The following is an 18,765-nucleotide window of genomic DNA, read 5'->3' as shown; positions in this document are numbered from 1 at the left end:
TTTCGGGATCATGCTCTAGCCGGCCATCAGTCCGGCAGCACCGCGCCGCCAATAGGCCGCAGCCAACGTCTGGTCGCGGCCAAGCCCGAGCGTGCCGCGCCAGTGCTCGCGCACCGTCCTCGCGGCAGCCGCTTCCGCCGCAAACCAGCCGAAGGCCGAGCCGTTGCGAGGCCACTCCACGGACCGCACGGCATTCGTCAGCCGCTCGTCGGCTTCGGCCGCGACACCGTTCCGTGTCAGCCAGTGCAGCTCGATGCCAGTGGCATTGGCGATCTCCTGTCGTTCGCCATCATCGGCGATCTCGACGAAGGCAATGCCGTTGGTCTCGGCCGGCAGCGTCTCCAATAGCCGCGCCAGCGCCGGCAGGCCGGTTTCGTCGGCGCCCATGAGATACCAAGATGCCTGCCGCACCGGGCGGCCAACCGGCCCCATGATGCCGATTTTCATGCCTGGTGCCGCGCGCATGGCCCAGTGCGCGCCGACGCTGTCGCCGGGGTGGATCAGGAAATCGACGTCGATGATGCCCTTTTCCAAGTCGAGCGCCCGTATCGTATACACGCGCGCCACCGGGCGCCGGTCATCCGATGGCCAGATCGGCAGACCATTGCTGCCGAGCACGGGCCAGAGCGGATCGGGCACTTCGCTGGTCGGGAACAGCATGCGGATGTGCATGCCGCCAAATTTCGCAAAACGTTCCAGATCCTCGCCTGCGAAGCGGATGCGGCGCATAAGCGGCGTAAGATCGCCGACTTGGGTGACGACCATCTCGCGGAACTGGGCGAGGCGAGTGTCATCGGCGAGATCGCCGGTCCAGACGATCTCGGGGTTTTCATCCCTGGCATAGACCTCGACCGCGGTGGCCAGCAGATCCTTGATGCGCGCCAGCCCATCGCGGTCGGCGGCGTTGGCCCGCATCACCAGCCGGTCCATGTCGAAGGACGCGCCGCCAAAGGCGAAGCGGAAATCGATCCGCTGTCCCTCCTTCGAGGCATCGGCATCGAAGCTCTGCAGCCTGTCGCTGATGCGGTCCATGTAAAGCGGCAGGTTGCGCAGGTTTAGGCGTGCCTCGCAGGCCAGTTCGCTTGCCGATGCTTCCGTCACCCTCAACCTCCGATCCTGCCGGTCAGCGCCACCTTGAAGTTGCGGCCCTTGCCCTGTTCCGTTGCCGCCGACGTCGACCAGGCGCTTTGCGGGTCGGTGTAGGCGGTGTTGAAGATGTTATCGACGCCGAAATCGAGCCTGGCATGGTCATTGATGCGCCAGTTCGCGAAGACATTGACGAGGTCAAAGCCGTCATTGACGACCGGCACGGCGTTCGGATTGGTGCGGCTTGTGCGGGTTATCTTTCCTATGCTCAGATATTGCGCGCCGACGGTGAGCTGGTCTTCCAGCATCCTGAAGCCGAGGGTCGCCGAGAAGCGGTCGAGCGGCGTGTTGTTCAGCGCTTGGCCGGAGTAAACGCCGCTGACGACCTTGGCGTCGATCAGGGCGCCGGCCAGGTTCACAAAGCCCCAGCCATAGTCGTAGACGGCTTCGGCCTCGATGCCCTTCAGCCGTGCGTCCCCGATATTGATCGCCGTGCGCGGCAGGACGGTCAGGTCGACATCGATATAGTCCTCGATATCGGTGTGGAAGACGTTGACCTTGGCGCGAAACAGGTCGCCCGGGCTCAGCACGTCGTCGTATTTTAAATTGACGCCCGCCTCCCAGCTTTTCGCCGTTTCGGGCTGGAGGAGCAGGTTAGGCTCGTAGGTGTCGGCACCACCATGCGCACCGCCGCCGCGATAAACGTCCTGCAGGCCTGGCGCCCGGTAGCCTTCGGAATAGGTGCCGTAGAGCTGAAAGCCTTCGAGCGGCGTCACGCCTACGGTGAGGCGCGGCGACCATCGGTGCCCCGAGATCGAGGCTTCCTCCGGCGGCACGGTGTTGGTCTCGCCGTCGAGCTGATAGCCGTCATAGCGCATGGTGGCGATGAGCTGCAGCCAGTTCTCATAGTCGCCCTGCCATTGCAGGAAGCCACCGTAGCCCTGCTGCTCGCCGGCGCCGAAATGCGCGGCTTCCGACGAGGCCTCCAGATAGTAGTAGTCGAGCCCGTAGGTCAGCGTGTGGGCCATCTCCCAGGCATCGAAACGCGAAGAGTTCTTGACGTTGAAGCCCGTCGTGGCGACGTCGTAGTAGCGGAAGTTACCGATCGCGGAAATCGGCCAGACCTGCGTCTGCTCGGCGCGCGTGCGGTTGTGGTAGGCGTTGGCGCTGAAGTCGATCAGCGCGTTGTCATCAGGCTTCCAGGTGTAGGCTGCTGTGTAGGTCTGGTTGGTCGTGTTGGTGTCGTAGCGACTGAGCGTCGGCGAGGTCGAGCCGCTCGAACCGGTGATCTGGTCGCTGTAGCGTTGCAGGATGGCGCCGAGCTTCAGCTCGTGGCCGTCGGCCGGCCGCAGCGTTGCCTTCATATAGCCGCTGGTGATGCTCTCGCCGGTCCATGGCACCGTGTCGCCATTGCCGTCGGTGTAGCTGTCTCGGTCGCGGCAGATGAGATTGCCGATGATATCGGCGTCGTCGCTGAAGCGGTAGGCGCCTGTGGTGCTGGTGGTGAAGCCGTCGCCATTGCTTTCATAGCCAAGCTTCTCGCTCAGCGCCCAGCGCTCCTCCGGCTTGAGGAAGTCGCCGGCATCCTTGGTCTCGAAGGAGACAACGCCGCCGATGCCACCCGAGCCATAGGCGTTGGACACCGGGCCGCGAATGACGGTGGCTTCCTTGATCAGGTCGGGCTCGACATAGAACGATCCCGAACCATGGCCGACGCGCCAATAGTCCTGGCGCGCACCGTCGAGCGTCACCACCACGCGGCCATATTGTTCCAGGCCACGAATGTTGATGGCGGTGGCCGGATCGTCGCCGTTCATCGAGGCGGCGACACCGGGCGTGGTGCGAAAGATGTCGGCGGCGGTGTCGGGCTGGATGCGGTCGAGCTCTTCCTGATCGATGGCGCTGATGGCGGCCATCGATTCGATCACCGCTGTCTTGATCATCGTCGCTGAAATGGTGATGACATCGAGCGTGGTCGCCGGCTGATCCTGTGCTGCATTGGCCGGCGCCAGGCGGCCGGTCTTCGCGGCAGCCTTCTTTTCCTGTTCCTGCGCGTTGGCCTGCGGCGCGGCGCACAGGCCGAGCGCGAAGGCGAGCGCGGTGCTCGCCATCAAGGTCGTATTGTTTGTCAGTTTCATGTGATCCCAGCCCCCAGGCAAAGCAAACGCTGGCGGTGGCTGAACGGCCTTGGCTGGCATGATGGAAATCCCTCGACCGATCGGTCGGGGCATGGGTCACATATTAAAACATGATGACATAAGTCAACTTTAAATTTATAGGCCACACCAATGGCGAAGGCATCCTGGACGGGGGTGAACGGCATGGTCGGCAGTGAGGGCGGGTGGATGCACTGGTTTCAACCGGGCAAGATCGCGATGGCGCTGTTTCTGGCGTTGTCCGTCCTGGCGCCTTCCTGCGGCTTCAAGGCGCTGGCCGCCGAGACGGTGGTGGATGCGCTGGGGCGCACCGTCGCGCCGGGACCGGCGACGAGAATCCTGACACTTGGTTCCGATGTCACCGAGATCGTGCATGCGCTTGGCGCCGGGGAGCGGATCATCGCCGTCGATCGCGGCAGCAAGTATCCCGCCTCCGTCGCGCAAAAGCCTGATGTCGGCTACCGGCGCCAGCTCTCGGTGGAAGGGTTGGTCGCGCTCCGCCCCGATCTGATCCTGGCTGCGCAGGACAGCGGGCCGCCGGAGGCTATCGAGGTGCTCAAATCGCTGGCGATCCCGGTCGTCTTCATTCCGGAAGACAACAGCCCGCACGGCATCGAGCGCAAGATTACCCTGATCGCCGCCGCCCTTCACCTCGAGGACAAGGGCAGGGAGCTTTCAACGGATGTGCTCGATGCCTTCCAGTCAGCCGCGGATCTCGCCGCGAAAATTGCGCCGGAGCACCGCAAGAAGGTGGTGTTCTTCCATGGCCTGGTGCGGCTGAGTGCTGCCGGCGCGGGCACCGCGGCCGACGCGATCATCCGCTATGCCGGCGGCATCAATCCCATGGCCGTGGTGCAGGGCTACAAGGCAGCGTCAGAGGAAAAGCTGATCGAAATGGCGCCCGATGTCATCCTGATGATGAACGACGGCAAGGGCGGGCCTGATACCGAGCAGGTGTTCGGCACGCGTGCGCTGAGCGCCACGCCAGCGGGGGAAAAGAAGGCGCTGATCGTATTGGACGGCGCCTACATGATCGGCTTCGGCCCGCGCACCGCCGATGCGATCCGCGACCTGGCGGAGGCACTTTATCCGGAGGTGGCGGGCGCGGACTAGGTTAGGCCACACCCGGTGCTGGTCGGCGCGGCCCTCCTGTCCCAGAGCTCCGTTCAGATCTCCGGGATGCTCTCCCTGAAAATCACCTGCAGCCTCGGCTGGTGCAACTCGTAAGGCAAGCCCCTGACCGCGTGGCTCAACGCGTTGAGCGCTTCGCGCGCCTCGACGCGCGGATTCTGGTCGATGACGGCGTCGAGCGTGCCGTCGAGCAAAAGGTCCTTGGTGCCTTCCGTCACCTCATGGCCAAGGAACACCGTCGACAGCGCGCGCCCTCGCTCCTTGAGCGCGCGGGCGATGCCGGTGTTGCCGGCGCCGACATTGTAGATTGCCGCCAGGTCCGGGTGCCGGTCCAGCAGGGCGGAGGCCTCTGAATAGGCCTTTTCCCGATCGTCGAGCATCTCGCGCATCTCGACGATCTGCAGATTGGGCGATTCCTCCGTCAGGATGTGGCGGAAGCCCATCTCGCGTTCCTCATGGCCGCGATAGGAGAGCGAGCCGGCGAACAGCGCGACCTTGCCCGGATGCCCGGCGCCCATGAAGCGATTGAGCAGATAGCCGGCGAGCCGGCCGGCGGCGCGGTTGTCGATGCCGATATAGGCGACCCTGGGCACATGCAGGATGTCGGAGGCGATGGTGACGACCTTGACGCCGCTGGCCGATAGCGAGCGGATCGCCTCGCGAACCGTCGGATGGTCGAGCGCGATGACGCCGACGCCTTGCGTCTGGCCGTGCAGATCGTGCAGCAGCCGGGCTAGCCGGTCCGGATTGAAGCCTTCGATCGTGGCGACGCGGACATCGAGATCGGGTCGCGACTGCGCCTGCACTTCGATGTGTCTGTGCAGCATCTTGATGAAGGAATTGGTGCCGGCGGGCAGCGCGAAGTCGAGCCGTATGACAGCGCCGGGCAAGGTGGGGCGCTGGATCGGGCTGTTCGAGTTCTCAGCAATATAGCCAAGCCGCTGCGCCATCTCGAGCACGATCTCGCGCGTGCGCGCCCGCACGCCCGGACGGTTGTTCAGCACACGGTCAACCGTGGCGGCGGAAACGCCAGCTTCGCGGGCTATGTCTGTCAGGGTGGACCGCACAGTCGACTACCTCATTGCAAGCATCAATATCGCGCAGATTTCCTTCGAAGCCGGAGAACGGCTCGTCGCCAGCAGCGATTCTGATGGGAAATGATGTAACCGGCCTTGGCCGATGCGCAAGCCGCCGGGCTAAACCAAATCGCCGGACAGCATGGAAAAGAGCGGGATCGGTATCGAGTTCCCTCAAATTCAAGCAATGGGCGCGATGCGACAACCTTGGTGGACAGCATTCTCTCCCTCATTTGCGATGTTGTGACGTGTTTTGATTATTTATGATGTTGACAGGCTTCTTATCCTGCCGTCAATATCCATCATGAGGGGCCGTGGAGGAACAAGGCCCCGAGGGAGGACTTCCAATGTCAAATTTGATCCGCATGTCGCGGCGCCGTCTGCTGGCGTCCGGTGGAAAGGCCGCAGTGCTTGTCGCCGCCGCAGGTATCGCGCCGAAATTCATTCGCCCCAGCCGCGCCTATGCGGCCGATGCGCTGGCGCCCGGCATGATCGGCGGCCCGACGGGCTTCGACGGCTCGGAGCGCTACCAGTACGGCCCCGACACGCCGGAAGGCCGCGCCATCGAGGCGGCCAAAGCGATGAAGGGCGCCGGCAAGGCGCCGGTCAAGATCGTGCTCGGCCTGTCCGACGGTTCGATCGGCCAGTTGACGCAGCCATTTCCCGCCGGCGCGCCTTCGATCAAGGATCTGTGGGAGAAGGAAACCGGGATTCCGCTCGAAATCGTCGGCGTGCCGAACGGCCAGGAATTCACCAAGACGATGCAGGACATCTCCACCAAGGGTGGAGCCTATGACATCTACGCGGTCGAATGGAACCGCCTCGGCGACCTCGCCGAAACCGGCGGTATCCTGAAGCTCGACGACTTCGTCGCCCAGTACAAGCCGGAATGGGACGATCCCGAACGCGGCTATGTCAACGGCGCCAAGGGCGTCTCGCTGCTCAACCAGTATCGCGGCTCGACCTATGGCGTGTCGCTGGACGGCGATTTCCAGACCTGGGTCTACCGCACCGATCTGTTCGGCGACGCGGCCGAGAAGAAAGCCTTCTCCGACAAGCACGGCTACGAGTTGGCGCCGCCCAAGACCTGGAAACAGCACGATGAGATCGCGGCCTTCTTCCAGCGCCCGGACAAGGGCCTGTTCGGGTCGACCGATCTGCGCAACCAGGGCTGGGGCTACACGAACTGGTACCAGCGTTATGTCTCAATGGCTTCGCCCAATCAGTTCCTGTTCGACGATACCGGCAAGCCGCTGATCAATTCCGAGCAAGGCGTAGCTGCGACCAACGAGTACATCGCATCCCTGGTCCATCATTCGCCCGATGCGATCTCCTGGGGTTGGCCGGAGCAGTATGGCAATTTTGCCAAGGGCGGCGCCGCCATGACCTGCGCCTTCTCCAACCTGCCGAAATTCCTCGACAATGCCGGCAACAAGGACTCGCAGGTCACTGGCAAGATCGGCTCGATGCTGCCGCCCGGCCGCGAGATCGACGGCAAGCTGATCAGCCGCTCGGTGCTGTGGCTCAATTTGTCGGCTTCGGTCTCCTCGCAGGCCAAAAACCCGGAGGCCTGCTATCTCTTCCTGCAGTGGCTGGGATCGAGCCGCATCTATGCCTGGATGACGGCCAATCCAGGCGGCTATTTCGATCCGTTCCGGCTGTCGGATTTCTCCGACACGCTGGTCCGTCAGACCTATCACGCCTATCACATGGATGTGGTGCGCGAGACGGTCGCCCGCACCGTGCCGACCATCAACTATCCCGGCGCCACCGCCTTCCACAATGCGCTGGACGAGAACCTTGTCGCAGCACTTACCAAGGCCAAGACCGCCGAGCAGGCGATGGCCGACACCGAGGCGGAATGGAAGAAGATCGCGCGGCGCACCGGCGAGGACAAGCTTCTCGAAGCCATCAAGACCAACAAGGAGGCATGGCCCACCGTTCTCGATCCTATCAGCTGATCCTTCCTCCCAGGATCCGAATGGAGGGGAGGAGAGATTGTTCTTCCCCTCCGCAAACGATGACTCCAGCAAAGCTGCAAGATGAAGCGTTCCGTTCCCTTCGAAATATTCCGCTACGCGGCGATCCTTGCGGCCATGGCGGTGACGCTGGTGCCGATCCTGTGGATGGTGTCGATGGCCTTCAAGCCAATCGCCGAATGGTCGGCGACCGGCGCCGATCTGACCTGGTGGCCGAAGGAGCCGACGCTCAGCAATTTCCGCTTTGTCTTCGGTGAATCGACCAACAATCTGATCGTCGCGCTCGACCGCACCGCCCTGAAGCCGATCGCCTCGTCGCTGCTGTCGGCGGTGTTCGGAACGGCGATCGCGATGTCGGCGGGCACCGCGGCGGCCTATGGGCTGTCGCGCTTCGGTTCGGGCCAGAACCTGCCGCTGGCGCTGATCCAGCTTCGCCTGTTTCCGCCGATGGCGGTGATGACCCCGGTGATGATCATGTGGGCCTTCCTCAATTTCACCGACAGCTGGTGGGGACTGTCGCTGATCTATGGCATCGTCACGCTGCCTTTCGCTTTCTGGCTGATGAAGACCTTCTTCGACGACATGCCGCGCGAGATCGAGGAGGCGGCGCTGGTCGAGGGCTGCTCGCGGCTGCGCGTCTTCACCCGCATCACGCTGCCGATGATGCGCGCGCCGCTGGCCAGCGCCGCGCTCTTCGTCTTCATCCTCAACTGGTCGGACTATCTGATCGCGCTGCTTCTGACGACGCGCGAATGGGTGACGGTGCCCGTCTACATGGCGTCGCTGTCGTCCTCGATGACCGGTCAGCTCTACGGCGCCAAGGCAGCACTTGGCCTCATCGCCGCGGTGCCGCCGGTCATCATGGGCATCGCCATCCAGCGCCATCTGGTGCGCGGGTTGACCTTCGGGGCGCTCAAGCAATGAGCGCGGTGACTGCGACGATTTCGGAGGACGTGATGAAAACCGTCCAGGCAAAGCCGGCCCTTCGGGACGAAGGCGCAAAGCTCGGCTTCCGGCTGACGCTGCCGGCGCAGATCCTGGTGCTGTTCATCGCCGTCTTCCCGCTCTTGATGCAGCTCTACATCAGCCTCACCGACTGGTCGCCGCTGTCGGGCCTCGGCTGGTGGAGCGCCTGGTCGCTGTGGAACAATTTCGCCAACTACACCGACCTTGCCACCGACGCGCGCTTCTGGAGCGCGCTGAAGCGCACGGCGATCGTCATGATCGTCTGCGTGCCAGCGGAATTCCTGCTGGGCTTGGCGCTCGCCACGCTGTTTGCCGACGAATTTCCAGGCAAGCGGATCTTCTACTCGATCCTGCTGATGCCGATGATGGTGGTGCCAGCGGTGGCCGGCTACATGTTCTTCATGCTGTTCCAGTCGGGCGGACCGGTCAACGACATCCTGTCGTCGATATCGGGCTTTCCCGTCACCATCGCCTGGCTGTCGGACCCGACGCTGGCGCTTATCGCCGTGATGGTGGCCGACATCTGGCAGTGGACGCCGCTGATGTTCCTCATCCTGCTCGCCGGCCTGGTCGGGGTGCCCGAGGACCAGATCAAGGCGGCGACGCTGCTCGGCGCCAATCCCTGGCAGCGCTTCGTCACCATCGTGCTGCCGAAGATGAAGACGATCATTATCATCGCACTGGCGATCAGAGTGATCGAGAACTTCAAGATATTCGACACGCTCTACATCATGACCGGCGGCGGTCCCGGCGTCGCCACCGAGACCATCTCCGTCTACATCTACAAGCTCACCACGCAGGACCTGATCTGGGGCTATGTGGCGGCGATCGCGCTGGCCATATTGATCGTGCTGTCGATCGCCGCGGTCTTTGCCATGAAGCGCATGGCCCGGGCACGGGAGGTGCCGGCATGAGCGCGATCCATCTGCAGAATCTGGTCAAGAGGTTCGGCGACTTTACCGCGCTGAAGACGATGGATCTCGCCATCGCCGATGGCGAGTTCATGGCGCTGCTAGGGCCATCGGGCTGCGGCAAGTCGACGACGATGAACATGATCGCCGGCATGGAGGAACCGACCAGCGGCAAGATCCTGTTTGGCGAGCGCGACATGGCCGGTGTGCCGATGGGCCGGCGCGGCGTTGGCTTCGTCTTCCAGAACTATGCGATCTTCACGCATATGAGCGTGCGGCAGAACCTCGCCTATGGCCCGAAGATGCGTGGCGCACCAAGGGCCGAGATCGACCGCCGCGTCGGCACCATTGCCGAGATGCTGCAACTGACGCCGCTGCTCGACCGCAAGGCCGACAGGCTGTCGGTCAACATATTGCAGCGGGTGGCGATCGGCCGTTCGGCGATCATGGAGCCGGCGATCTTCCTTCTGGACGAGCCGCTGTCCAATGTCGACGCCGCTTTTCGGGCGGTGATGCGGACCGAACTGAAGCAGCTGCAGCGGCAGTTCCGGCAGACCATGGTCTATGTCACCCACGACCAGCTCGAAGCGATGACCATGGCCGATCGCATCGCGGTGATGGACCACGGCGTGCTGCAGCAGGTCGGCACGCCGCTCGAGGTCTACAACAATCCGGCCAATGTCTTCGTCGCTCGCTTCATCGGTGCGCCAGGCATGAACCTGCTCAAGGGCCGGCCGGCGGAAAGCGACCGTGGCCTGGTCATCGACCTCGGGCCGATCGGTGCCACGCCGCCGCTTCCGGCCGTAATCGCCGACGCGGTGCGGGGCGCGCGCGGCGACGTGCTCTACGGCTTCCGCCCGGAACAGGTGGCGCTGGTCAAGCGCGGCCAGGGTCTTTCCTTGCCGGTGACGTTCGTCGAGCGCATCGGTGCGCGCACGATCGTCCATCTCGGCCAGGGCGAGAGCGCGGTGAAGGCGGTGTTCGACAATGATGTCGGGCTGGCGATCGGGCAGACAGCGGTCGTCGCGCCCGGCGCACCGTCGGTGCGCGTCTTCGACGCCGCCACCGGCCTTGCCTTGAGAGCGGGTTGAGATCATGGCCAACATCGTCTTCAGCAATGTGACGAAACGTTACGGCAACACGCTCGCCGTCGACGATGCCTCGTTCACGGTCAACGACAACGAATTCTTCTGCTTCTTCGGACCGCCGCTATCGGGCAAGTCGACGATATTGCGCCTGGTGCTCGGGCTGGAAACGCCTGACACCGGCGAGATCCTGATCGGCGGCAGGCCGGTGAATACGGTGTCGCCGGCCGAGCGCAACGTCGCCATGGTGTTCCAGAACCTGGCGCTGTTTCCGCATATGAGTGCGCGCGACAATGTCCGCTTTCCCCTGGTCGAACGCAGGGTTGCCGAGGCCGAGATCGAAAAGCGCGTCGCCGATGTCGCGTCCAAGCTGCATATCGGCCATATCCTGCACAAGCCGCCGGCACAGCTTTCAGGCGGCGAGCGGCAACGCGTGGCGATCGCCCGCGCGCTGGTGCGCGATCCCGCCGCCTATCTGATGGACGACCCGATCTCGGCGCTCGATGCCCGGTTGCGCGAGGAGACGCGCGTCGAGCTCAAGCGTATCCAGCGCGAGCTCGGCAAGACGCTGATCTATGTCACGCACGACCAGGAAGAGGCGATGTCGGTCGCCGACCGCATCGCCATACTGGAGAACGGCAAGATCAGGCAGATCGGCGCGCCGACCGAGATCTATGACCGGCCGGCGAGCACCTATGTGGCGCGGCTGCTGGGGTCACCGATGATGAATATTTTGAAGTCGGTGCGCGGCGAGGGCGTTGTCGAGGCGGCCGAAGGGACGATCCGTATCGCGGACAAGGCGGCTCCAGCCGATGCCGTAGAGATCGGGCTCAGGCCGGAAGACATCAAGGTGCGACCCTGGCTTGATGAGGGAGCCGCAAGATCCGATGGGGGCGTGGGCCGCCCGGCGCGCGTGTTCGAGGTCGAACCGCTCGGCGGCTACACCGTGGTGACGCTCGCCGCCGGGCAGGCGCGCCTCAGGGCGCTGCTGCGCGGCCAGCCGGACATCAGGCCGGAGGCGATGGTGGCCATATCCTGCGATCCCAGCCGTGTGCATTATTTCGGGCAAAGCGGGGGAGCGCTGGCACGATGACAGCAGCTGCAAGAGACGAGCTTCGGGAGGAAGACATGGTGAGCAAGGGTTTCGAGCCGGACGTGACGGTTCGCACCAGAGAATACAAGATCGGCTGTGTCGGCGCTGGCATGATCATGGCCGAATGCCATCTTGCCGCCTATAAGGAAGCCGGCTTTCCGGTGGTGGCGATCGCCTCGCGCACCAAGGCCAGCGCCGAGAAGGTCGCCAGGCGCTGGGAAATCCCGACCGTCCACGACACGCCGGAACAGCTCATCGAGGACGAAAATGTCGAGATCATCGATCTTGCCTTTCCGCCGGACCAGCAGCCGGCGCTGATCCGCCATGCGCTGAAGCAGAAGCACATCAAGGCGATCCTGGCGCAAAAGCCGCTGGCGCTGTCGCTCAAGGATGCGATCGAACTGCGCGACGAGGCTGCCAAGGCCGGCAAGATCCTCTCGGTCAACCAGAACATGCGCTACGACCAGTCGATGCGCGTGCTGAAGCAGATCATGGACAGCGGCGCGCTTGGCGACATCGTCTTCGCGCAGATCGACATGCATGCGATCCCACATTGGCAGAGCTTTCTCAAGGACTACGACCGGCTGACGCTCGCCAATATGAGCGTCCACCATCTCGACGTGCTGCGTTTCCTGTTCGGCGATCCGGACGAGATCACGACGTTGACCCGCAAGGATCCGCGCACCCGGTTCGACCATTCCGACGGCATCACCGTGTCGACGATGCGGTTCCCGTCAGGCGTGCTTGCCGTGTCGCTGGAGGATGTCTGGTCCGGCCCGCGCCAGCACGGCTACAAGGACGACCAGCACATCCACTGGCGCGTCGACGGCACGAAGGGTGTCGCCAAGGGCACGATCGGCTGGCCGACGGGTTCTGCCTCGACGCTGACCTATGCCTCGACCGAGACCACCGGCGGTGAATGGGTGACGCCCAGCTGGGACACGATGTGGTTCCCGCATGCCTTCATCGGCGTGATGGAGCAGCTACAGCACGCGGTGAAGTCGGGCGAGCCGCCCGCGCTTTCCGTCGCCGACAACGTCAAGACCATGGCGCTGATCGAAGCTGGCTATCGCTCGATCGACGAGGGCCGCACTGTCAAGCTCTCCGAAATTTCGACAAACCCAGTCAACTGAATCACTTACAGGGAGGATCTCACATCATGATGCAGGCAGGTATTTTCACGGGCTATTTCCCGTACAGCCTCAAGGAAACCGCGCAGAAGATCCGCGCGCTCGATTTCAACACGGTGCAGCTCGACCTGCATTTTAGGGATGTCGACCTGTCGGCCGGGCAGATCACCAAGGAAAAGGCCAGAACTGTTCGCGACACCTTCCGCGACCACAATCTGCCGGTGTGCTGCGTGTCGGGCTACACCAACATCATCCATCCGGACAAGGCGGAGCGCGAGAAGCGCGTCGGCTATCTCAAGGAGATCATCCGCAGTGCCCGCGATTTCGGCTCGCCTTACGTGATCTCGGAAACCGGCACCTACAACACCGAGTCCGATTGGGTGCACCATCCCAAGAACAAGACCGAGGAAGGGTTCGAGGAATGCCGCAAGGTCATCGCCGACCTTGCCCAGACGGCCTACGACCACGGCGCGGTCTTCCTGCTCGAAACCTATGTCAACAATGTCGTCGGCTCGGTCGAGGAGACAGTGAAGATGTTCGCGCAGGTCGACCATCCCGGCCTCGGCCTGTTGATGGATCCGACCAACTATTTCGAGACGCACAACATCGACAGGATGGACCAGATCCTGAACCAGGTGTTCGACACGCTGACCGACAAGATCAGAATAGCCCACGCCAAGGACGTCAAGCGCTCGGGCGGCGACAAGTCGGAGAAGCACGCCGACATCGGCGACGAGGACGCGCTGGAGAGCCACACTTTCCGTGGCGTCGGCGAGATCGAGCTGCCGGCGCCCGGCCTCGGTTCGCTGAACTACGACCTCTATCTGCAGCGGCTTGCCGAAAAGCACCCGAACATCCCGGTCATCATCGAGCATCTCTCGGAGGATGACGTGCCGCGCGCCAAGAAATTCCTCGACGGCAAGTTCCGCGCCAACGGCCTCTAACAGGCCGCGCACTACAATGGAGGAAGTGAAATGTTGAAATTCGGATTGAAAGTGGCGGCAGCCGCGACGGTGCTCGCCGGCCTCGCAATCAGTACGCCGGCGCTGGCGCAGGACAACCAGAAGACGTTCTATCTGCTGTCGCATGGCGGCCCGTCGGATGCATTCTGGCTCGACTGGAATGCCGGCGCCACCAAGGCTTGCGACCAGCTCAAGGTGACCTGCAAGATCTCCTTCAGCGGCGGCGACATGGCGGCGCAGAAGGAAGCCTTCAACTCGGCGCTTGCCGCCAAGCCCGACGGCATCGGCACCACCTCGGCTCAGCCCGGGCTGTGGACGGAAGAGGTAAAGGCGGCGAAGGCTGCAGGCATTCCGATCGTGTTCTTCAACACCGACGATCCGGCGACCGGCCGACAGGCCTATGTCGGCGCCGACCTCAAGGAGGCCGGCGCCGTCTGGGCCAAGTACCTCGTCGACAACAAGATGGTGAAGGAGGGCGACAAGGTGTTCCTGCCGGTGGAAGTGCCGGGCGCCAGCTACCAGCAGCTCGAGACCGAAGGCATCGCCAGCGTCTTCGATCCGCTCGGCATCAAATACGACGTGGTCGATTGCGGCACCGATCCGGCCGGCATCATCGCCAAGATGACCGACTACATGGTCGCCAACAATCCGCCGGCAATCATCGCGCTCGGCGATTCCGTCGCGGCCAGCGTCAAGCGGGTATTCGACGGCGCCGGCGTGCCGGCTGGCAAAATCCCGGTCGTCGGCTGGGGCAACTCCAGGGAAACCGCGGAAGCCGTCAAGGCCGGCTTCGTCAACGCGGCCGCCTGGCAGTTCCCTTCGGCGCAAGGCTTCATGCCGGTCGCGCTGCTCGGGCTCGCCGCCTCGGGCGAACCGATCGGCTACGACATCCACACGTTCAGCCTCTACGACGCGACAAGCGTCGAACCGATCCTGAAACTCTACAACAAGTGATTGAAACTGACGCCCGCCGTGCAGGCGGCGGGCGTCACGCCCAGATATGGTCCATCCGTCATGACAATCGCCGCAGAAGAGGAAATGCCTGTCGGGAAACGCGGGTCGAGCCTGGTCCGCTCGCCGCAATTCTCCTCGCTCATCATCCTCATCGTGCTGCTGGCGGTGTTCGCCATCGCCGACGCCAATTTCCTGTCGCCGCTCAACATCTCCAACATGATGGCGTTCCTGCCCGAGCTCGGCATCATCGCGCTCGGCATGACGCTGCTTCTCACGGCAGGCGAATTCGACCTGTCGGTCGGTGCCGTTTTCGGCTTGGCGCCGGTTGTGGTCATGCTCCTGGTGCAGAATGGCGAGGCCAGCATTGGCGTCGCATTGCTCGCCGGGCTCATACTGTGCGTGGCGATCGGGGCCATCAACGGCGTCATCGTCACCAAGATCGGCATTTCTTCCTTCCTGGTCACGCTGTCGATGCTGCTCGTCGTGCGGGGTGCCGCGCTCTACATCACTCAAGGCTTTCCGCTGAAATCCTGGGACCAGCCCGGCTTCTTCGTGACGCTGCTCGCCGGCAGTTTCAACATCGGCTCGTTCCGCTTCTACACCTCGCTGTGGTGGTTCGTCGGCCTGTCGCTGCTGGCCATCTACATTCTGCGCTACGCCAAGCTCGGCAACTGGATCAGTGCCATCGGCTCCAATCGCAACGCGGCGGTGGCGCGTGGCGTGCCGGCCGATGCGGTCAAGATCTGCCTGTTCATCCTGACCTCGGTGCTGGCGGGGCTGGCCGGCATGATCAGCGCCTTTCGCATCTCGGCTGCCTCGCCGGTGGCCGGCACCGGCTATGAGCTCGAGGTGATCGCGATGGTGGTGGTCGGCGGCACGGCTCTGACCGGCGGACGCGGCACGATCCTGGGAACGATCGTCGGTGCGCTGATGCTGCGCAGCATCCGCAACGGCATCGTGCTGATCGGCGTGCCGGGGCTCGCCTACAATATCTTCGTCGGCGTCATCATCCTCGCCATGCTCATCCTGCACGCCTTGCTGCAGAAGAACGCCGCAAGAGGTTGAAGATGGTGCAGGAAGTGCTCAGGCTGCAAAATCTGCAAAAGTCCTTCGGCAGCGTGCGTGCGCTGAAGAACGCCTCCTTCACGCTTGGCGAAGGTGAGGTGGTGGCCTTGCTCGGCGACAATGGTGCGGGCAAATCCACACTGATCAAGGCGATCTCGGGCGTGTTTCCCGTCGACCGCGGCGACATCTATGTGCGGGGACAGAAGGTCTCCATTCGCTCGACGCGCGACGCGATGGATCTCGGTATCGAAACCATCCACCAGGACACATCGCTGGCGCCGGATCTCAGCATCGCGCGCAACCTGTTTCTTGGTCGCGAACCGGTCAATCTGAAATGGCTGGGCGTGTTCGCGCCGCTCGATCTCGCCAAATTGCGGGATGCCGCTTCGGCGCTTTTGAAGCGCGTCGGCATCTCGAAAAAACTCGACGCCGATGCGCTGGTCAGCACGCTGTCGGGCGGTGAGCGCCAGTCGATCGCGATTTCGCGCGCCATGCAGTTCGCCGCCAAGGTCATCATCCTCGACGAGCCGACCAACAATCTCGGCGTCGAGGAGACACACGGCGTGCTGCGCTTCGTCAAGGAGGTCCGAGCGGCCGGTCATTCCGTGCTTTTGATCACCCACAACATCCACCACGTCTTCCAGGTCGCCGACCGCATCATCGTCATGCGCCGCGGCGAGATCGTCGCCGAGCAGACGGTCGCCGATACCGACCTGTTGACCGTGGAGAGCATCATCACCGGTGCTGACATGTCAGCCCTGCTCAAGGAGACGAGAGCAAAGTGAAGGAACTGGCCGTCACATGGTAGAGCTTTACGGCAAGGCGCTGTCGCGCCGGCAGGTGTCGGAGCGGTCCGGCATGCTGTCGCAATTCGCCGGCGTGCGGCTGATGACGCTTGGCGACGGCGTGGAGCGCGGCATCCGCATGCTCGAATTCCGCACCGGCTCCGGCCTGCGCTTCACCGCGCTCGTCGACCGGGCGCTCGATATTGCCGACTGCGACTTCAAGGGGCAGTCGATCGGCTGGCATTCGCCGAGCGGCTTTCGCCATCCCGGCCTGCACGAGTACGAAGGCGAGGAGGGGCTGGCTTGGGCGCGGTCGTTTTCAGGCCTGCTGCTGACCTGCGGTCTCGACCACATCCTGTTCATGAATGAAGTGCCGGCCGACAGCTATAACTATCCGCCGAAGAAGACGGTGCGCCACTCGCTGCACGGCCGCGTCGGCACCATCCCGGCGCGATTGACCGGCTATGGCGAGACATGGGACGGCGACCGCTGCGTGCTTTGGGCCGAGGCGATCGTCCAGCAATCGACGGTGTTCGGCGAGGATCTGCATCTGTTGCGGCGGATCGAGGCCGATGTCGGCGGCAACGAGATCCGGCTTTCGGACCGCGTCGTCAATCACGGCTTCAACCGGACGCCGCATATGTATTTCTACCACATCAATGTCAGCCACCCCGTGGTCGACGAAGGCTCGCGCTATCTGGCGCCGATCCGGGATGTGGTCTGGGCCGGGCATGCCGGCGACCGCTACGAGGCGCAGAAGGTCGGCTACCGCACGGTGCCGGCGCCGCAACTGGGTTTCAAGGAACAGGTCTGGCAGCACGAACTCGGCGCCGACGCCAAGGGCGATGTGCCGGTAGCGGTGGTCAACGACCGTCTTGGCCTCGGCCTTGAGGTCATCACGCGCAAGGACCAGCTGCCTTGTGCCTATGAGTGGCAGAATTTCCAGGCGGGACAGTATGCGCTGGGCATAGAGCCGTCGACGCATCACGTGCTCGGCAATCTGGCCGCGCGCGAACGCGGCGAGATGATCTGGCTGGAGCATGGCGAAAGCCGCTCCTATAATGCGGTGTTCCGGGTTCTCGATGGCGCCGGCGATATCGCGGCCGCTGAAAGCCGGATCGCGGCGATCGCCAGGCAGCCGCAGCAGGATTATCCGCAGCCGTCAGGCAATTTTCCGGTTCTCGGAGGCAGGTCGTGATGATGGCGGGGACGATGGAAAGCGCCAGTTTCAAGGTTGGATCCGGCCGGAGCGGAGAGGGCTCGCGGCCCATTGGGATTTGGAGGTCACAATGGCTGGCACAATGAAACGCGACTACAGCCTGGTCGGCGAAAGCATGCGCAGGGCGATCGAGACGGGGCTGGCGTCGGCCGAATGGTACCACACGGACGTTTCCCGCAAGGCGATGAAGGAGTTGATGCAGCGTTCCGACGGTCCGGCGATCCGCGATACGATCATCTGGATCGCGGCCATCCTGGGTTCCGCTGCAGGCGGTATCTATTTCTGGGGCACCTGGTGGTGCGTGCCGTTCTTCTTCGTCTATGGCGTGCTCTACGCCTCCGCCAGCGACTCGCGCTGGCACGAATGCGGCCATGGCACGGCCTTCCGGACGCGCTGGATGAACGATGTGGTCTACCAGATCGCCAGCTTCATGCTGATGCGCAATCCGGTGACGTGGCGCTGGAGCCATGCCCGCCATCACACCGATACGATCATCGTCGGACGCGACGCCGAGATCGCGGTGATGCGCCCGCCAGACCTTGTGCGCGCAATGCTTGCCTTCACCGGTATTCTTGATTTCCGCTATTCGCTGCCGACGCTGGTGCGCAACGCGTTTGGCAACATCTCGCCTGATGAGAGGAGTTATATTCCGGAGATGGAGCTGCCGAAGGTCGTCACCGCCGCGCGCTGGCATGTCGGCATCTACGTCACGACCATCGCGGTCGCTCTTTACATGTGGTCGTGGCTGCCGCTGGTGCTGATCGGCCTGCCGCGCCTCTATGGCACCTGGCACATGGTGCTGACCGGCCTGCTGCAGCATATCGGCCTGGCCGACAATGTGATCGACCATCGGCTCAACAGCCGGACCGTCTACATGAATCCGATCAGCCGGTTCATCTACTGGAACATGAACTACCACGTCGAGCACCACATGTTCCCGATGGTGCCCTACCATGCGCTGCCCAGGCTGCATGAGCTGATTAAGCATGATTTGCCGGAGCCGAACCCGTCGATGTGGCATGCCTATCGCGAGGTCTGGCCGGTCCTGCTCAAGCAGCTTAGATATGAGGACTACTTCCTCAAGCGCGAGCTGCCGTCGACGGCGCAGCCCTACCGTGGCGAGTTCCATGACGTGAACGTCTCGGCGGCGGCGGCGGAATAGGTTTT

The 18,765-nt window shown here is 63.4% G+C and carries 16 protein-coding genes; 13 read left to right on the top strand and 3 right to left on the bottom strand.

The window, feature by feature from the left end:
• Positions 1–15: 15 nt before the first annotated feature.
• Together IQ26_RS17895 and IQ26_RS17890 are read right to left on the bottom strand one after the other, a co-directional pair.
• Positions 16–1,101 carry a siderophore-interacting protein gene (locus IQ26_RS17895; RefSeq protein WP_145719614.1) on the bottom strand — a complete coding sequence of 362 codons (1,086 nt, stop codon included), beginning with the start codon at positions 1,099–1,101 and terminating at the stop codon, positions 16–18.
• Between the two features lie 2 nt (positions 1,102–1,103).
• The gene (locus tag IQ26_RS17890) at positions 1,104–3,224 is read right to left on the bottom strand and encodes a TonB-dependent hemoglobin/transferrin/lactoferrin family receptor (protein ID WP_145719612.1); all 2,121 of its coding nucleotides are present in this window, start codon (positions 3,222–3,224) and stop codon (positions 1,104–1,106) included.
• Between the two features lie 150 nt (positions 3,225–3,374).
• Here IQ26_RS17890 and IQ26_RS17885 point away from each other — a divergent pair, with 150 nt between their 5' ends.
• Positions 3,375–4,355 carry a heme/hemin ABC transporter substrate-binding protein gene (locus tag IQ26_RS17885; protein ID WP_240547166.1) on the top strand — a complete coding sequence of 327 codons (981 nt, stop codon included), beginning with the start codon at positions 3,375–3,377 and terminating at the stop codon, positions 4,353–4,355.
• Positions 4,356–4,408: 53 nt separating this feature from the next.
• Here IQ26_RS17885 and IQ26_RS17880 read toward each other — a convergent pair whose 3' ends face one another.
• The gene (locus IQ26_RS17880) at positions 4,409–5,440 is read right to left on the bottom strand and encodes a LacI family DNA-binding transcriptional regulator (RefSeq protein WP_145719610.1); all 1,032 of its coding nucleotides are present in this window, start codon (positions 5,438–5,440) and stop codon (positions 4,409–4,411) included.
• 356 nt (positions 5,441–5,796) lie between these two features.
• Between IQ26_RS17880 and IQ26_RS17875 the strand changes: the two genes are divergently transcribed.
• From IQ26_RS17875 to IQ26_RS17820, 12 genes are all read left to right on the top strand, one after another.
• Complete coding sequence (locus IQ26_RS17875) at positions 5,797–7,410, top strand: extracellular solute-binding protein (RefSeq protein ID WP_145719608.1); 1,614 nt, start codon at positions 5,797–5,799, stop codon at positions 7,408–7,410.
• Between the two features lie 81 nt (positions 7,411–7,491).
• Positions 7,492–8,352 (top strand): carbohydrate ABC transporter permease, encoded by an 861-nt coding sequence (locus IQ26_RS17870; protein ID WP_145719606.1) that lies wholly within the window; start codon positions 7,492–7,494, stop codon positions 8,350–8,352.
• Positions 8,349–9,308: a carbohydrate ABC transporter permease gene (locus IQ26_RS17865; RefSeq protein ID WP_145719605.1), complete on the top strand. Its 960-nt coding sequence runs from the start codon at positions 8,349–8,351 to the stop codon at positions 9,306–9,308. Before IQ26_RS17870 ends, IQ26_RS17865 begins: the two co-directional genes overlap by 4 nt.
• Positions 9,305–10,396, top strand: a complete 1,092-nt coding sequence (locus IQ26_RS17860) for an ABC transporter ATP-binding protein (RefSeq protein ID WP_145719603.1) — start codon at positions 9,305–9,307, stop codon at positions 10,394–10,396. Before IQ26_RS17865 ends, IQ26_RS17860 begins: the two co-directional genes overlap by 4 nt.
• Before the next feature lie 4 nt (positions 10,397–10,400).
• Positions 10,401–11,483, top strand: coding sequence for an ABC transporter ATP-binding protein (locus tag IQ26_RS17855; RefSeq protein ID WP_145719601.1), 1,083 nt, complete (start codon positions 10,401–10,403; stop codon positions 11,481–11,483).
• A gap of 35 nt (positions 11,484–11,518) precedes the next feature.
• Positions 11,519–12,616: a Gfo/Idh/MocA family protein gene (locus IQ26_RS17850; RefSeq protein WP_145719668.1), complete on the top strand. Its 1,098-nt coding sequence runs from the start codon at positions 11,519–11,521 to the stop codon at positions 12,614–12,616.
• 26 nt (positions 12,617–12,642) lie between these two features.
• The gene (locus IQ26_RS17845; protein ID WP_145719599.1) at positions 12,643–13,557 is read left to right on the top strand and encodes a sugar phosphate isomerase/epimerase family protein; all 915 of its coding nucleotides are present in this window, start codon (positions 12,643–12,645) and stop codon (positions 13,555–13,557) included.
• A 30-nt stretch (positions 13,558–13,587) separates the two neighbouring features.
• Positions 13,588–14,529: a sugar ABC transporter substrate-binding protein gene (locus IQ26_RS17840; protein WP_145719597.1), complete on the top strand. Its 942-nt coding sequence runs from the start codon at positions 13,588–13,590 to the stop codon at positions 14,527–14,529.
• Between the two features lie 60 nt (positions 14,530–14,589).
• Positions 14,590–15,594, top strand: coding sequence for an ABC transporter permease (locus tag IQ26_RS17835; RefSeq protein ID WP_145719664.1), 1,005 nt, complete (start codon positions 14,590–14,592; stop codon positions 15,592–15,594).
• A gap of 2 nt (positions 15,595–15,596) precedes the next feature.
• Positions 15,597–16,379: an ATP-binding cassette domain-containing protein gene (locus IQ26_RS17830; RefSeq protein ID WP_145719595.1), complete on the top strand. Its 783-nt coding sequence runs from the start codon at positions 15,597–15,599 to the stop codon at positions 16,377–16,379.
• A 16-nt stretch (positions 16,380–16,395) separates the two neighbouring features.
• Positions 16,396–17,577 (top strand): aldose 1-epimerase family protein, encoded by a 1,182-nt coding sequence (locus IQ26_RS17825; RefSeq protein ID WP_145719593.1) that lies wholly within the window; start codon positions 16,396–16,398, stop codon positions 17,575–17,577.
• A gap of 91 nt (positions 17,578–17,668) precedes the next feature.
• The gene (locus IQ26_RS17820; protein WP_145719591.1) at positions 17,669–18,760 is read left to right on the top strand and encodes a fatty acid desaturase family protein; all 1,092 of its coding nucleotides are present in this window, start codon (positions 17,669–17,671) and stop codon (positions 18,758–18,760) included.
• Positions 18,761–18,765 lie beyond the last annotated feature (5 nt).

The organism is Mesorhizobium tianshanense, from assembly GCF_007830515.1.
Lineage (GTDB): Bacteria > Pseudomonadota > Alphaproteobacteria > Rhizobiales > Rhizobiaceae > Mesorhizobium > Mesorhizobium tianshanense.
The sequence above is the reverse complement of the archived record's forward strand: the minus strand, read 5'-3'. Positions and strand labels throughout refer to the sequence as shown.

Excerpts from the sequence above, each read along its gene's own strand:
- IQ26_RS17890 (WP_145719612.1), bottom strand. The coding sequence starts at position 3,224 with ATGAAACTGACAAACAATACGACCTTGATGGCGAGCACCGCGCTCGCC.
- IQ26_RS17860 (WP_145719603.1), top strand. The coding sequence starts at position 9,305 with ATGAGCGCGATCCATCTGCAGAATCTGGTCAAGAGGTTCGGCGACTTT.
- IQ26_RS17870 (WP_145719606.1), top strand. The coding sequence starts at position 7,492 with ATGAAGCGTTCCGTTCCCTTCGAAATATTCCGCTACGCGGCGATCCTT.
- IQ26_RS17835 (WP_145719664.1), top strand. The coding sequence starts at position 14,590 with ATGACAATCGCCGCAGAAGAGGAAATGCCTGTCGGGAAACGCGGGTCG.
- IQ26_RS17875 (WP_145719608.1), top strand. The coding sequence starts at position 5,797 with ATGTCAAATTTGATCCGCATGTCGCGGCGCCGTCTGCTGGCGTCCGGT.
- IQ26_RS17830 (WP_145719595.1), top strand. The coding sequence starts at position 15,597 with ATGGTGCAGGAAGTGCTCAGGCTGCAAAATCTGCAAAAGTCCTTCGGC.
- IQ26_RS17865 (WP_145719605.1), top strand. The coding sequence starts at position 8,349 with ATGAGCGCGGTGACTGCGACGATTTCGGAGGACGTGATGAAAACCGTC.
- IQ26_RS17850 (WP_145719668.1), top strand. The coding sequence starts at position 11,519 with ATGGTGAGCAAGGGTTTCGAGCCGGACGTGACGGTTCGCACCAGAGAA.
- IQ26_RS17845 (WP_145719599.1), top strand. The coding sequence starts at position 12,643 with ATGATGCAGGCAGGTATTTTCACGGGCTATTTCCCGTACAGCCTCAAG.
- IQ26_RS17825 (WP_145719593.1), top strand. The coding sequence starts at position 16,396 with ATGGTAGAGCTTTACGGCAAGGCGCTGTCGCGCCGGCAGGTGTCGGAG.
- IQ26_RS17855 (WP_145719601.1), top strand. The coding sequence starts at position 10,401 with ATGGCCAACATCGTCTTCAGCAATGTGACGAAACGTTACGGCAACACG.
- IQ26_RS17840 (WP_145719597.1), top strand. The coding sequence starts at position 13,588 with ATGTTGAAATTCGGATTGAAAGTGGCGGCAGCCGCGACGGTGCTCGCC.
- IQ26_RS17820 (WP_145719591.1), top strand. The coding sequence starts at position 17,669 with ATGGCTGGCACAATGAAACGCGACTACAGCCTGGTCGGCGAAAGCATG.
- IQ26_RS17885 (WP_240547166.1), top strand. The coding sequence starts at position 3,375 with ATGGCGAAGGCATCCTGGACGGGGGTGAACGGCATGGTCGGCAGTGAG.